Genomic DNA, 14484 nt, shown 5'->3' with positions numbered 1-14484 from the left:
ACGCTGGCCTCGTGTTCCTTTTCAGCGACGAATCTGATGCCATTGCGCCAGCGCCTTGAAAACCTGCCAGTCGGCCAGAAACTATTGGCCGCCCTGCTGGTGTTGTTGACCACCGTGTTACTGGTCGCCAACCTGACCTTTATCAGCGCCGCCTATTACATTTCCCAGGAAAGCATGGCCCCCCAGGCCCTGCAGACCATCGGTCGGCTGATCGCCAATCCGAGCCTGATCTCCGATGCCCTGCAATCGCCGCAAAGCGCCAAGCGCCTGCTCGACGAACTCAACAGCTACGCCCCGCTGCGGGCGGCGGCGCTGTATGACGGCGAGGGCGAGCGCCTGGCGCAACTGCAACAGGGTGCGAAGCTCAAGCTGCCGGATCACTTCAGTAGCGTGCAGGCCTGGCAGGCCGGTGAGTTTCGCAGTAACCAGGTCATTACCCTTCCCCGCCCCGGTACGGCGCCAGGCCACCTGCTACTGGTCGCCAGCAGTGAACTTCCAGCGGCGTTCTACACCGGCACCCTGACCGCCAGCCTCGGCATCCTGATTTTCAGCGTGCTGCTGTGGCTGGTCATTGCCCAGCAGATCAAACGCCTGATCACCCGGCCGATTCATCAACTGGAAGAACTGTCACGCCAGGTCACCCGTGAGGAAAATTATTCCCTGCGCGCCGCCCGCGGCAACCACGACGAAATCGGCAGCCTGGCCGAGGCCTTCAACACCATGCTGTCACGGATCGAGGCCCGAGAGCAGCAGCTCAAGCGTGCCCGGGACGACTCCCAGGCGGCCTATGATCAGGCTCAGGGCCTGGCGGAAGAGACCCGGCACACCAACCGCAAACTGGAGCTCGAAGTCCAGGTGCGCAGCAAGATCGAGAAAAAGCTCACCGGCTTCCAGAACTATCTCAACAGTATCATCGACTCCATGCCGTCGGCCCTGATCGCCCTCGACGAGCAGCTCTACGTCACCCAATGGAACCAGGAGGCCAGCGCCCTTTCCGGCACCCGGTTGGACGAGGCCCTGAACCAGCCGATCTTCCTTGCGTTCGAACCCCTCAAGCCGTACCTGCCGCAGCTCAAGCAAACGGTCGAGCAGCACACGGTGGCCAAGATCGAACGCGTCACCTGGACCAAGGACGATGAAGCGCGGCACTACGCCCTGACCTTCTACCCGCTGATGGGGGGCGCCGGGCGCGGGGTGGTGATCAGGATCGATGACATCACCCAGCGCCTGTCGCTGGAAGAAATGATGGTGCAGTCGGAAAAAATGCTCTCGGTCGGCGGCCTCGCGGCGGGCATGGCCCATGAGATCAACAATCCACTGGGAGCGATCCTGCACAACGTGCAGAACATCCGTCGACGCCTGTCACCGGAACTGCCCAAGAACCTGGAACAGGCCGAGCAGCTTGGCATCGAGCTGCAGGTGGTCAATCAATACCTCCAGGGCCGGGACATCCCGCGGTTGCTCGATGGCATCCAGCAGGCCGGCACCCGGGCGGCAAAAATCGTTACCCACATGCTCAGTTTCAGCCGTCGCAGCACCCGACAAATGGCGCCCTGCGACCTGCCGGCCCTGATCGACCAGGCGGTGGAGATCGCCGGCAACGACTTCGACCTGGCGATCGGCTTCGATTTCAAGGGCCAGGCGATCATCCGTCAGTTCGACCCGAACCTGGGCCCGGTACCCGGCACAGCAAACGAATTGGAGCAGGTGCTGCTCAACCTGCTCAAGAATGCTGCCCAGGCCATCCATCAACGCCAGGACGACAGCGAGCCCGGCCGGATTATCCTGCGTACGCGACTGAACCCACCGTGGGCGGAAATCCAGGTCGAGGACAACGGCATCGGCATGAGCGAGAACGTGCGCAAACGCACCTTCGAGCCCTTCTTCACTACCAAGGAAATCGGCCAGGGCACGGGCCTGGGGCTGTCGGTGTCGTATTTCATCATCACCAACAATCACAAGGGCCAGATGGAAGTGCAGTCGGCGCCGGGCCAAGGCACCTGCTTTACCTTGCGCCTGCCCCTGGCGGGCATTTCGATGATGCCCCAAGAACACAAGCAACTGGAGCGCTGAGCATGGGCTTTCGCCTGTCGAAGATTTACACCCGCACCGGCGACAAGGGTGAAACCGGGTTGGGCGATGGTCGTCGTGTGGCTAAGGACCACCCGCGGGTCGAGGCCATCGGCGAAGTCGATAGCCTGAACAGCCAACTGGGATTGCTGCTGGCGGGGCTCGCCGATGAGGCGAGCCGATACCCGGCGCTAAGGGAGATCATCGAAGTGTTGGCGCCCTGTCAGCATCGATTGTTCGACCTCGGCGGAGAACTGGCGATGCCGGCCTATCAGGCACTGACCACAGAGGAAGTCGAGCGACTGGAAGCGGCGATCGATCTGTGGAATGAGGAGCTGGGGCCGCTGGAGAACTTCATCCTGCCCGGCGGCTCGATTCTGGTGGCCCAGGCCCACGTCTGCCGTAGCCTGGCCCGTGGCGCCGAACGCCGTTGCCAGCAATTGAACGCCGTCGAGCCGCTGGCCGGGCCAGGATTGGCCTATATCAATCGGTTATCGGATCTGTTGTTCGTGGCGGCACGGCTGATTGCCCGGCACCAGGGGGTGGCGGAGGTGCTTTGGGTGGCGGCGGCCAAGCCTGGGGAGTGATCCGTCGTCTGTGAGGACGCCATCGCGAGCAGGCTCGCTCCCATAGCTGATCGCAGGTTGAATGCGATCCCCTGTGGGAGCGAGCCTGCTCGCGATGGCGTCAGCGTTTACACCACAGAATCAAGCCTCTGGCCAGAACGCCCGAATCCCCGCCACACCTTGCGCTCCCGCCTCCCAGGCCTTCTGCCGTTCGGCAGGCCCCACCCCGCCCAACAGATACACCGGCCGGTTGAAGCCCTCGATCAGCCGCACAGCCTCCGCCCAACCCAATGGCTGGGCCTCGGGGTGAGTCTGGGTTGGTTGCACGGGCGAAAGCGTCACGAAGTCCACATCCATCTGCTGCGCCAGGGAGAGCTCCTCGGCGCTGTGGCAGGATGCCGCCAGCCAGCGGTCCTTGCCAAACGGGCGACCGGCCGCCGCATGCTTGCGCAGTTGCGCGGCGGTGACGTGCCAACCGGCGGAAGGAAAGTCCCCCAGCCATTCGAACGGTCCCTTGAGCATCAACTGAGCCTTGCCGGCACACAAACCCACCGCATCTACCGCCAGATCACGGTACTGCGGATCGTAGCCATTGGGCGCCCGCAACTGGACCAGCTTGATTCCGCCCGCGATAGCCTTTTGCATGCCCCGTAACAGGGCCGGTGTTTCAAGGCCTTCCGGGGTGATCAGGTAGTCGCCGGGCAAACGAGCCGCGGCAACGATCGGCTGGTTGGCTGCCGGAAACTCATGATTGGCAAGATCGCGTGCCGTGACCCAGGCCAGCGGTTGCCCTTCGGCACCATGGGGTTCGCCGGAGAACGCCGAGACTTCCCAGACATCCAGCAAGACCTGCTTGTCCGGGTAATCGTGACGCACCTTGATCAACGGCCGAGCGGCGTCGACCATAATCCCCAGCTCCTCATGAAGCTCCCGGGCAAGAGCCGTCTCGACGGACTCGCCAGCTTCAACCTTGCCACCGGGAAATTCCCAAAGGCCACCCTGGTGCTGGGTATCGGCACGCCGGGCGATGAGGATCTTGCCGGCGGCGTCACGAATGACCGCCGCCGCTACGTGTACTCGTTTCACCGCGCTGTTTCCTCCAGACCGGCCTGTTGCCACGCCTTGAACGCCGGCCATTGGTAAAGGGTTTCAACATAGGCCGCATCGACCTCTGGCAGTTCCACCTGATAGGTACGCAGGCGCACGGCGACCGGCGCAAAAAACGCGTCCGCCAGGCTCAGGGAGCCAAACAGGTACGGACCGGCTTCAGTCGCCACGGCACGGCACTCAGCCCACAACGCCACCATCCGCTCGACTTCCAACTGGACATCAGCCGGCACGGGCGACAGCGGCGCGTCATGGGCCAGGTCAAATGGCATGTTGCTGCGCAGTGCAAAGAAACCACTGTGCATTTGCGCACAAGCCGAACGCGCCTGTGCCCGGGCGAACACATCCTTGGGCCAAAGGCCGGCGTCGGGAAACTGTTCGGCCAGGTACTCGGCAATCGCCAGGGAGTCGGCGATGACCCCCTTTTCGGTCTGGAGCAGCGGGACCTTGGCGGTGGCCGAATACTTGAGCAGTTTCTCCCGGGTGTCGGGTTGAAAGAGCCTGACCAGCTCTTCGGTGTACTTCGCACCGGTCAAGTCCAGGGCCAGCGCGGCGCGCAGGGACCAGGAGGATATTCTCTTGTCGCCGATGATCAGGTGCAGGCTCATGTCTGGAGTCCTTTCTTGTGGTTATTCAGAAATAGTACAGGTCTGTTCCGACGCCATCGCGAGCAGGCTCGCTCCCACAAGGATATCTGCAGGCTGGCATAAGCCTGTTTCCAGCACAAATCCCCTGTGGGAGCGAGCCTGCTCGCGACAGCGCAACTCGGCCCCAAGCCTTGTTAAGTCCGGTACTCGGCGTTGATCTTCACATACTCATGGGACAGGTCGGTGGTCCAGATCGTCTCGCTGCAATCACCACGCCCCAGTTCGATGCGGATGGTGATTTCTTCCTGTTGCATCACCGCCGCCCCTTGGGCTTCGGTATAGGTTGCGGCGCGGGCGCCTTTGCTTGCGATGCAGACTTCGCCGAGAAACACGTCGATCTTGCTCACGTCCAGGTCCGGCACGCCGGCACGGCCGACGGCAGCGAGGATCCGGCCCCAGTTCGGGTCCGAGGCGAACAGCGCGGTCTTGATCAGCGGCGAGTGCGCCACGGTGTAGCCGACATCCAGGCACTCCTGATGATTGCCACCACCGTTGACCTGCACGGTCACGAACTTGGTCGCACCTTCGCCGTCACGGACGATGGCCTGGGCCACTTCCATGCACACCTCGAACACCGCCTGCTTCAGCGCCGCAAAGAGCGGGCCGCTGGCTTCGGTGATTTCCGGCAGGTTGGCCTTGCCGGTGGCGATCAGCATGCAGCAGTCGTTGGTCGACGTATCGCCGTCGATGGTGATGCGGTTGAACGATTTGTTGGCGCCGTCGAGCATCAGGTCCTGCAGCACCTGGCGGGAAACTTTGGCGTCAGTCGCGATGTAGCCGAGCATGGTCGCCATGTTCGGCCGGATCATGCCGGCGCCCTTGCTGATGCCGGTGACAGTGACCGTCACGCCGTCGTGCTGGAACTGACGGCTCGCGCCCTTGGGCAGGGTGTCGGTGGTCATGATGCCGGTGGCGGCGGCGGCCCAGTTGTTTTCCGACAGATCATCGAGGGCGGCCTGCAGCGCCCCTTCGATCTTCTCGACCGGCAGCGGCTCACCGATCACCCCTGTGGAGTACGGCAGCACCTGGGCGGCATCGACACCGGTCAACTCGGCCAGCTTGGCGCAGGTGCGCTCGGCGGCGGCCAGGCCCGGAGCTCCGGTGCCAGCGTTGGCATTGCCAGTGTTGGTCAACAGGTAGCGCACCGCCCCCTGGACACGTTGCTTGGCCAGGATGACCGGTGCTGCGCAAAAGGCGTTGAGGGTGAACACGCCGGCAACCGTCGAACCTTCGGCACAACGCATGACCACCACGTCCTTGCGCCCGGGGCGCTTGATGCCCGCCGAGGCGATACCGAGTTCAAAACCGGCAACCGGGTGCAACGTTGGCAACGGACCAAGACCAACAGCCATGAATGCGCTCCTCAATAAATGTATGTCTGAATCAAATGGCAAAACGCCGCGACAGAGGTGGCCTGTCGCGGCGCGGGTCGTTCAGCGTTTGAGACGGGCGTTACTGGATCTGCCCGTGGCAATGCTTGTATTTCTTGCCCGAACCGCAATAACACAGCTCATTACGGCCCAGCTTCTGCTCGTTGCGCACCGGCGCGGTCGCCAGGGCGACATCCACATCGCTCCCTTCTTCCTGGGCCTGGGACACTTCCAGGCCTGGGGCCTCGGCGTGTTCGAACTGCATGCGTGCGGCCAGGGCCTCGGCTTCCTGACGCAGTCGGGCTTCCTCTTCGGCCGGGTCTTCGCGACGAACCTGAACGTGGGACAGCACGCGGATCGAGTCGCGCTTGATCGAATCCAGCAGCTCGGAGAACAAGGTGAAGGACTCACGCTTGTATTCCTGCTTCGGGTTCTTCTGGGCGTAACCGCGCAAATGGATACCGTGACGCAGGTGATCCATGGTCGACAGGTGGTCTTTCCACAGGTCGTCCAGTACCCGCAGCACGATCTGCTTCTCGAAGGAGCGCAGCGCTTCGGCACCGGCCTGATCTTCCTTCTCGTTGTACGCGGCAATCAGTTCGGCCAGCAGTTTCTCGCGCAGGGTTTCTTCGTACAGGTGGTCGTCTTCGTCGAGCCATTGCTGGATCGGCAACGACACGCCAAAGTCGCTGCGCAATGCAGCTTCCAGGCCCGCGATGTCCCACTGCTCCGGCAGCGACTGCGGTGGAATATGGGAGCTGACGGTTGCATCGAGCACTTCCTGGCGGAAGTCGGCGATGGTGTCGCCGATGTTGTCGGCAGCCAACAAACTGTTACGCATGTGATAGATCACTTTACGCTGTTCGTTGTTGACGTCGTCGAACTCGAGCAATTGCTTGCGGATATCGAAGTTGCGCCCCTCGACCTTGCGCTGGGCCTTCTCGATGGCGTTCGTCACCATGCGGTGTTCGATTGCTTCGCCTGGCTGCATGCCCAGGGCCTTCATGAAGTTTTTCACCCGGTCAGAGGCGAAGATACGCATCAGGCTGTCTTCCAGGGACAGGTAGAAGCGGCTGGAACCGGCGTCACCCTGGCGACCGGCACGGCCACGCAACTGGTTGTCGATACGGCGCGACTCATGACGCTCGGAAGCGATCACCTGCAGACCACCGGACTCAAGCACCTGCTGGTGACGCTTCTGCCAGTCGGCCTTGATCTGCGCGATCTGCTCAGGTGTCGGGTTGTCCAGGGAAGCAACTTCCACTTCCCAGTTGCCGCCCAGCAGGATGTCGGTACCACGCCCGGCCATGTTGGTGGCGATGGTCAGCGCCCCCGGGCGACCGGCCTGGGCGATGATCTCGGCTTCCTTCTCGTGGAACTTGGCGTTGAGAACCTTGTGCTCGATACCTTCCTTGTTGAGCAATGCGGACATGTGCTCGGAGGTTTCGATGGTGGCGGTACCCACCAGGATCGGACGCCCCTGGGCCATGCCGTCCTTGATGTCGTTGATGATCGCCGCGTACTTCTCTTCGGCGGTCAGGAACACCAGGTCGTTGTAGTCTTTACGCGCCAGCGGCTTGTTCGTCGGGATCACCACCACTTGCAGACCATAGATCTGGTGGAACTCGAACGCTTCGGTGTCGGCGGTACCGGTCATGCCGGACAGCTTGTTGTACAGGCGGAAGTAGTTCTGGAAGGTGGTCGAGGCCAGTGTCTGGCTCTCGGCCTGGATGTTCAGGCCTTCCTTGGCTTCGATGGCCTGGTGCAGGCCTTCGGACAGGCGACGGCCCGGCATGGTACGACCGGTGTGCTCGTCGACCAGCACGACCTGGCCGTCCTGCACAATGTATTCGACGTTGCGATGGAAGAGCTTATGGGCACGCAGACCGGCATAGACGTGGGTCAGCAGGCCCAGGTTATGAGCCGAATACAGGCTTTCGCCTTCGGCCAGCAGGCCGACGCGGGTCAGCACTTCCTCGATGTATTGGTGGCCGGCTTCGTTGAGTTCGACCTGACGGGTCTTCTCGTCAACGGTGAAGTGACCCTCCTGGGTCACTTCGCCTTCGACTTCCTCGACGTGCAGCTTAAGCTGCGGGATCAGTTTGTTGATCTCCATGTACAGCTTGGAGCTGTCCTCGGCCTGACCGGAAATGATCAGCGGGGTACGGGCTTCGTCGATGAGGATGGAGTCGACTTCGTCGATGACCGCGAAATTGAGCTCACGCTGGAATTTTTCTTCCAGGCTGAATGCCATGTTGTCGCGCAGGTAGTCGAAACCGAATTCGTTGTTGGTGCCGTAGGTGATGTCGGCAGCATAGGCGGCACGCTTCTCTTCCGGCGGCTGGAACGGCGTGACCACGCCGACGGTCAGCCCGAGGAATTCATACAGCGGGCGCATCCAGTTGGCGTCGCGGCGGGCCAGGTAGTCGTTGACCGTCACCACGTGCACGCCCTTGCCGGACAGCGCGTTGAGGTAGACGCCCAGGGTCGCCACCAGGGTCTTGCCTTCACCAGTGCGCATTTCGGCAATCTTGCCTTCGTGCAAGGTCATGCCGCCGATCAACTGGACGTCGAAGTGGCGCATGCCCATGACCCGCTTGCCGGCTTCGCGGGCCACCGCAAAGGCTTCGGGCAGGAGCTGGTCGAGGGTTTCCCCCTTGGCGATGCGGTCCTTGAATTCGGCAGTCTTGGCGCGTAACTGATCGTCCGAAAGGGCCACCATTTGCTCTTCGAAGGCATTGACGATCTGTACCGTCTTGAGCATGCGCTTGACTTCACGCTCGTTCTTGCTTCCAAAGAGTTTCTTTAACAAAGGCGCAAACATATCGGCAGGATCTTCCACACTAAAGGGATGGAGGGCGGCCCCGTGAGTCGCCCGTGCAGCCCTCATGGCCGCATGCGAACGAGCATTCTACCCGGAAACGATGGTGAGGAAAGTGGCGTTATTCCACGATGCTGGCACAGCGCTGTGACGGGGCCTTCCTAAAATAAGGGCTTTTACGCGAAGATCAACCCACAAAGCGCATAAGTTCCCTCTGTTTGTGTCAGCAAACGGCTATCGACCGGCAGGGTCGAGGCTTACCCGGCGCTTTCTGCTACCATGGCGCCTCTGTCACTCGCGGTATTCGTTCATGGCCTTCCGCCCCCTCCCAGCCAAGGCTCCAGCCGTTCTGTTGCGCGAAGCCAAACCGCTGAAAGCCATCTTCGGCCACGCCAAGCGCCTGGGTCATCTGCAACGCCTGCTGGACAGCCAGTTGCAACCCGCCGCGCGCGAACACTGCCACGTGGCGTCCTGGCGCGAAGGCAGCTTGCTGTTGATCGTTACGGATGGCCATTGGGCCACGCGCCTGCGCTACCAGCAGAAGCGCCTGTTGCGTCAATTGCAGGCGTTCGAAGAGTTTGCCAGCCTGACGCGGATTCTCTTCAAGGTACAGCCACCCACCGTACAGGTCGGGGCCAAGGGGCATACCCTGGACCTGTCCACCGACGCCGCCGAAACCATCCAGGCCACCGCGGACGGCATCAGCGACCCGAGCCTGCGGGCAGCGCTGGAGCGGTTGGCGGCCCATGCCAGGGCCAAGCCCTGACCTGAGTATCTCTGTTGGATATAAGGCCCTCTTCGCGAGCAAGCCCGCTCCCACAACTTACCGAGTTTCGTCAGGAAGAATGCGGTCATTGTGGGAGCGGGCTTGCTCGCGAAGGAAGCGACTCGGTTCTTGAGCTACCGCCGCTTGTTGCCTCCCAGCAACGACCCCATCAACCCCCGCACCAACTGCCGCCCCAATTGATTGGCCGCCTGGCGCATCGCCGATTTCAATGCCTGGCCCGCCGCCGTGCCGAGAAACTCCCCGGCCTTTTCGGTAAAGCTCGGCTCCCCGGCCGCCGGTTTGCCTGACACCACCTCGGTCTGCGGCTCCAGGCCCTTGCGTCCCATCAGCACTTCATAGGCCGATTCGCGATCTATGGGTTTATCGTAGCGCCCCTGCAACGGCGAACGGGCGATCAATCCGGCGCGCTCGGCCTCGGTCAGCGGCCCGATACGCGATTGCGGTGGCGCCACCAACACGCGCCGGACCATCTCCGGCGTACCTTTTTCCTGCAAGGTGCCCACCAGGGCCTCGCCGATGCCCAGCTCGGTAAGCACCGTCAAGGCATCGAACTGCGGGTTCGGACGGAAGCCGTCCGCCACCGCCCGCAGGGACTTCTGCTCCTTGGTGGTAAAGGCCCGCAGGCCATGCTGGATGCGCAATCCCAACTGTGCCAGGACGTCGTCTGGCAAGTCGCCCGGCGATTGCGTGACAAAGTAGACCCCGACGCCTTTGGAGCGGATCAGGCGCACCACTTGCTCCAACCGCTCCTGCAACGCCTTCGGCGTACCGGCGAACAGCAGATGCGCCTCATCGAAGAACAGCGCCAGCAACGGTTTGTCCGCATCACCACGTTCGGGCAATTGCTCGAACAGCTCGGCCAGCAGCCACAGCAGGAACGTCGCGTAGACCTTGGGCGATTCGTGGACCAGACGACTGGCGTCCAGCAAGTGAATGCGGCCGCGACCGTCGCTGTCCGGCTGCAGGATGTCTTCGAGCTGCAAGGCCGGTTCGCCGAACAAAGCATCGCCCCCCTGCTGTTCCAGGGTGGACAAGCGCCGCAACAGCGCCTGGCTGGAACCGGTGGTCATCAGGGCCGCATCGTCCCCCAATAGCGCCGGGTTGTCCTTGAGGTGGTTGAGCAGGGCCTTCAGATCCTTGAGATCCAGCAATAGCAGGCCTTCCCGATCCGCCACCTTGAACGCGGCGTATAGCGCCGCCTGCTGGCTGTCAGTCAGCTCCAGCAGGCTGCCGAGCAGCAACGGCCCCATCTCGCTCAGGGTGGTGCGCAACGGATGACCGGACTGGCCGTGAACGTCCCACAGGGTCACCGGATAGGCCCGAGGCTCATGCTTGAGCCAAGGCATGCCGGCAATACGCTCGGCGACTTTGCCCTGGGGGTTTCCGGCGGCGCCGAGTCCACACAGGTCGCCCTTGATGTCCGCCGCGAACACCGCCACGCCGGCATCGCTGAAGGCTTCGGCCAGGCGCTGCAGAGTGACGGTCTTGCCGGTTCCCGTGGCGCCTGCTATCAGGCCATGACGGTTCGCCAGGCGCATGGCCTGCTCAATGGGCTGGCCGGCGAGGTCGGCCCCGATAACGAGTTGCAGAGAGTCAGGCATGTGGTCACCTGTGATTAATTTTTGATCGAGTATGGCCGATATAAAAAGCAACAGACTTCACTGAAAACACGGTCGGATAATTCCCCAGGGAGGGAAGGAAATATCAGAACTTTCAATACGGCGCCTTTTTTCGAACTTTTCATATAAAAGCACGCCCAGAGCTATAAGACTCCGCGGAACCCCGAACCATGAACAAAAACCTGCGTTTCAGCCACAAAATCCTGATTGCCGCCGCTCTGATTGTCATAGCAGCCTTCGCTTCATTCACCGCCTACAACGATTACCTGCAACGCAACGCCATTCGCGACGACCTGGACAGCTACCTGCATGAAATGAGCGACGTCACGGCGAGCAACATTCAGACCTGGCTGAGCGGCCGTATTCTGCTGATCGAAAACCTGGCCCAGAACATCGCCGCCACTCCAGATCAGGCCAGCGTCACCCGTCTGCTGGAACAGAAAGCTCTGACCTCCACCTTCATGGCATCCTACCTGGGCGATGCCAAGGGCAGCTTCATCATACGCCCCGACGCGAAGATGCCCGATGGCTTCGATCCCCGGGTACGTCCCTGGTACAAAGGCGCCGAAAGCAGCGGCACCGCTACCCTGACCGAACCCTACATCGATGCCGCCAGCGGCGGACTGATCATATCCATCGCCAGCGCATCCAGAAACAATGGGCAAAGTGTCGGCGTGGTAGGTGGCGACCTTAGCCTGCAAACCATCATCGATAACCTCAAGACCGTGGATTTCGACGGCATGGGCTACGCCTACCTGGTCAGCGCCGACGGCAAGATCCTGGTACACCCCGACAAAGCCCTGGTCATGAAGACCCTGAACGATGCCTATCCACACAACACGCCGAAGATCAGCGACCAGATCAGCGAAGTCGAGGTCGACGGCCATACGCGCATCGTCACCTTTACCCCGATCAAGGGCTTGCCCTCGGTGAATTGGTACGTTGGTGTGTCGGTCGACAAGGATCAGGCCTACTCGATGCTCAGCAATTTCCGAACCTCGGCGGTGATCGCCACCGTCATTGCCGTGGTCTTCATCATCGCGCTGCTGAGCATGCTGATTCGTCTCCTGATCCAGCCATTGCATGTCATGACCCGGGCCATGGAGGACATCGCCGACGGCGAGGGCGACCTGACCAAACGCCTGACGATCCAGAACCAGGACGAATTCGGCATCCTGGGCACCGCATTCAATCGCTTCGTAGAGCGGATCCATGGATCGATCCGGGAAGTGTCTTCCGCCACCGAGCATGTCAACGAAGTCGCCTTGCGCGTGGTGAGCGCTTCGAACTCGTCGATGGTCAACTCCGACGAACAGTCCAGCCGAACCAACAGCGTCGCCGCAGCCATCAACCAATTGGGTGCCGCAGCCCAGGAAATCGCCCGCAATGCGGCCCAGGCCTCCCATCAAGCCAGCGATGCCCGAGGCCTGGCGGAAGACGGCCAGCAAGTGGTGGACCGCAGCATTGCCGCAATGAACCGGCTGTCCGATCTGCTGAGTACCTCAAGCAGCAACATCGAATCGCTGAACAGCAAAACCGTGAACATCGGCCAGATCCTGGAAGTGATCACCAGCATTTCCCAGCAAACCAACCTGCTGGCCCTCAACGCCGCGATCGAAGCAGCCCGGGCAGGTGAGGCCGGGCGCGGATTTGCCGTAGTGGCCGATGAGGTGCGCAACCTGGCCCATCGCACCCAGGAATCGGCGCAACAGGTGCAGACCATGATCGAGGAATTGCAGGTCGGCGCGAGGGCGTCGGTCACGACCATGAATGACAGCCAGCGTCACAGTCAGGAGAGCGTGGAGATCGCCAACCAGGCCGGAGAACGGCTGAACAGCGTGACCCAGCGCATAGGTGAAATCGACGGCATGAACCAGTCGGTGGCCACGGCCACGGAGGAACAAACGGCCGTGGTGGAGTCGATCAACGTGGACATCACCGAGATCAACACCTTGAACCAGGAAGGCGTGGAAAACCTGCAATCCACCTTGCGCGCATGCTCCGATCTTGAGCGGCAGGCGGCGCGGCTCAAACAGTTGGTAGGCAGTTTCCGTATCTAACGCACTAAAAGGCTGCTGCGGCCGCCCCCAATCCCCTGAGGGAGCGGGCTTGCTCGCGAAAGCGGTGGGTCAGTTTGAAGTGATGCCGGATGCGAAGCCGCCATCGCGAGCAGGCTCGCTCCCACCCTGGATCTGCCGTGGACACACACGCTCCGGCCCGCCCCAATCCCCTGTGGGAGCGGGCCTGCCCGCGTTGAAGGCCGATCAGGCAAGTAATATTCCACTGCCTCCACCCCACCACAACCCAACCGAACATCTATTCTTCAGGAAGGTCAACTCAGGAGAACACAGACCGGAGGGATGTTCATCGTGCATATAGCGGACATAACCATGTTCTACGCCCCTGCCAGCGGAGGCGTGCGCACTTATCTGGATGCCAAGCACCGTCGTCTGGGGGATCGGCCCGGTATCCGTCACAGTCTGCTGATTCCCGGAGCGCATTTGAGCGAGCAGGACGGGATCTACAAGGTGCCTGCCCCTGCTCTGCCCTTCGGCAAGGGCTACCGCTTCCCACTTCGCCTCGCACCCTGGCGCAACGCCCTGCGCGATCTGCAACCGGATCTGATAGAAGTCGGCGATCCCTACCTCACCGCCTGGGCCGCACTGGACGCCCGGCGCCAGCTGGACGTACCCGTGATCGGGTTCTATCACTCCGACCTGCCCTTGCTGGTGAGCAATCGTATGGGCAATTGGTTCACCCCCAACATCGAAGCCTACGTCAGCAAGTTGTACGGCAACTTCGACCGGGTCCTGGCACCGAGCCAGGTCATGGCCGACAAGCTGGCCGGATTGGGTGTGCGCAACGTCCATGTGCAGCCTTTGGGCGTGGACCTGCAGATGTTCAACCCCGGTGCCCGCGACCCGGAATTGCGCGCCGAGCTTGGCATTGCTGAAAACACACGCCTGTTGATCTTCGCCGGACGTGGTTCCAAGGAAAAGAATCTGCCGGTGTTGCTCAAATGCATGAAGCGCTTGGGCGAGCGCTACCACCTGCTGCTGGTGGGCTCGTCAATGCCCGCCATCGTGCCGGACAATGTCACCGTGATCGATGCGTTCCGCCCGGCGCCGCAAGTCGCCCGCTTGATGGCCAGCGCCGACGCCTTGCTGCATGCGGGCGATCAGGAAACCTTCGGCCTGGTGATCCTCGAAGCGATGGCCAGCGGCATTCCGGTAGTGGCGGTCGCGGCCGGCGCGTTCACCGAGATCGTCCACGAAGACTGCGGTCTGTTGTGCACGCCGAACAATCCACAGGCCATGGCCAATGCCGTGCGACAGCTCTTCTCTGAAGGTTGCCAGCGCCGCGGCCTGCTGGCCCGTCGTCATGTGGAGCGCCAGTATGCCTGGGACTCGGTGGTCAACAGCCTGCTGGGGCATTATTACGCCGTGCTAGGTGAACAGATGCCGCTACAGGCCAATGCTTGAGACGAGGTGCGTGCC

10 protein-coding genes are annotated in these 14484 nt (G+C 61.9%); 5 read left to right on the top strand and 5 right to left on the bottom strand.

The annotated features are described in order from the left end of the window. Positions 1-36: 36 nt before the first annotated feature. The gene (locus AD665_RS12625) at positions 37-2073 is read left to right on the top strand and encodes a sensor histidine kinase (protein WP_053192325.1); all 2037 of its coding nucleotides are present in this window, start codon (positions 37-39) and stop codon (positions 2071-2073) included. Between the two features lie 2 nt (positions 2074-2075). After that, a complete protein-coding gene (locus AD665_RS12620; protein ID WP_053192323.1) occupies positions 2076-2657 on the top strand; it encodes a cob(I)yrinic acid a,c-diamide adenosyltransferase in 582 nt (193 codons plus the stop codon). 120 nt (positions 2658-2777) lie between these two features. Here the strand turns inward: AD665_RS12620 and AD665_RS12615 are convergent, their stop codons facing one another. The 4 genes from AD665_RS12615 to secA all read right to left on the bottom strand — a co-directional run bounded on the left by AD665_RS12615 (position 2778) and on the right by secA (position 8584). Further along, on the bottom strand, positions 2778-3722 hold the full coding sequence (locus AD665_RS12615; RefSeq protein WP_053192321.1) for a Nudix family hydrolase: 945 nt from the start codon (positions 3720-3722) through the stop codon (positions 2778-2780). Beyond that, complete coding sequence (locus AD665_RS12610; protein WP_024776508.1) at positions 3719-4351, bottom strand: glutathione S-transferase family protein; 633 nt, start codon at positions 4349-4351, stop codon at positions 3719-3721. Before AD665_RS12610 ends, AD665_RS12615 begins: the two co-directional genes overlap by 4 nt. A 173-nt stretch (positions 4352-4524) precedes the next feature. Then, positions 4525-5742: a bifunctional glutamate N-acetyltransferase/amino-acid acetyltransferase ArgJ gene (argJ, locus tag AD665_RS12605; RefSeq protein ID WP_053192319.1), complete on the bottom strand. Its 1218-nt coding sequence runs from the start codon at positions 5740-5742 to the stop codon at positions 4525-4527. Between the two features lie 100 nt (positions 5743-5842). Continuing rightward, complete coding sequence (gene secA / locus AD665_RS12600) at positions 5843-8584, bottom strand: preprotein translocase subunit SecA (protein WP_024776506.1); 2742 nt, start codon at positions 8582-8584, stop codon at positions 5843-5845. Between the two features lie 307 nt (positions 8585-8891). Here secA and AD665_RS12595 point away from each other — a divergent pair, with 307 nt between their 5' ends. Next, a complete protein-coding gene (locus tag AD665_RS12595) occupies positions 8892-9347 on the top strand; it encodes a DUF721 domain-containing protein (protein WP_024776505.1) in 456 nt (151 codons plus the stop codon). A gap of 134 nt (positions 9348-9481) precedes the next feature. On the opposite strand, the gene AD665_RS12590 is transcribed toward AD665_RS12595, so the two are convergent. Next, a complete protein-coding gene (locus tag AD665_RS12590; protein WP_024776504.1) occupies positions 9482-10969 on the bottom strand; it encodes a helicase HerA-like domain-containing protein in 1488 nt (495 codons plus the stop codon). A gap of 188 nt (positions 10970-11157) precedes the next feature. Here AD665_RS12590 and AD665_RS12585 point away from each other — a divergent pair, with 188 nt between their 5' ends. Continuing rightward, positions 11158-13047, top strand: coding sequence for a methyl-accepting chemotaxis protein (locus tag AD665_RS12585; protein WP_024776503.1), 1890 nt, complete (start codon positions 11158-11160; stop codon positions 13045-13047). A gap of 300 nt (positions 13048-13347) precedes the next feature. Further along, positions 13348-14469, top strand: coding sequence for an N-acetylglucosaminyl phosphatidylglycerol synthase (gene gpgS / locus AD665_RS12580; RefSeq protein ID WP_024776502.1), 1122 nt, complete (start codon positions 13348-13350; stop codon positions 14467-14469). The last annotated feature ends 15 nt before the right edge of the window (positions 14470-14484 follow it).

The organism is Pseudomonas corrugata (genome assembly GCF_001269905.1).
Lineage (GTDB): Bacteria > Pseudomonadota > Gammaproteobacteria > Pseudomonadales > Pseudomonadaceae > Aquipseudomonas > Aquipseudomonas corrugata.
This window is presented reverse-complemented; position numbering and strand designations above follow the sequence as displayed.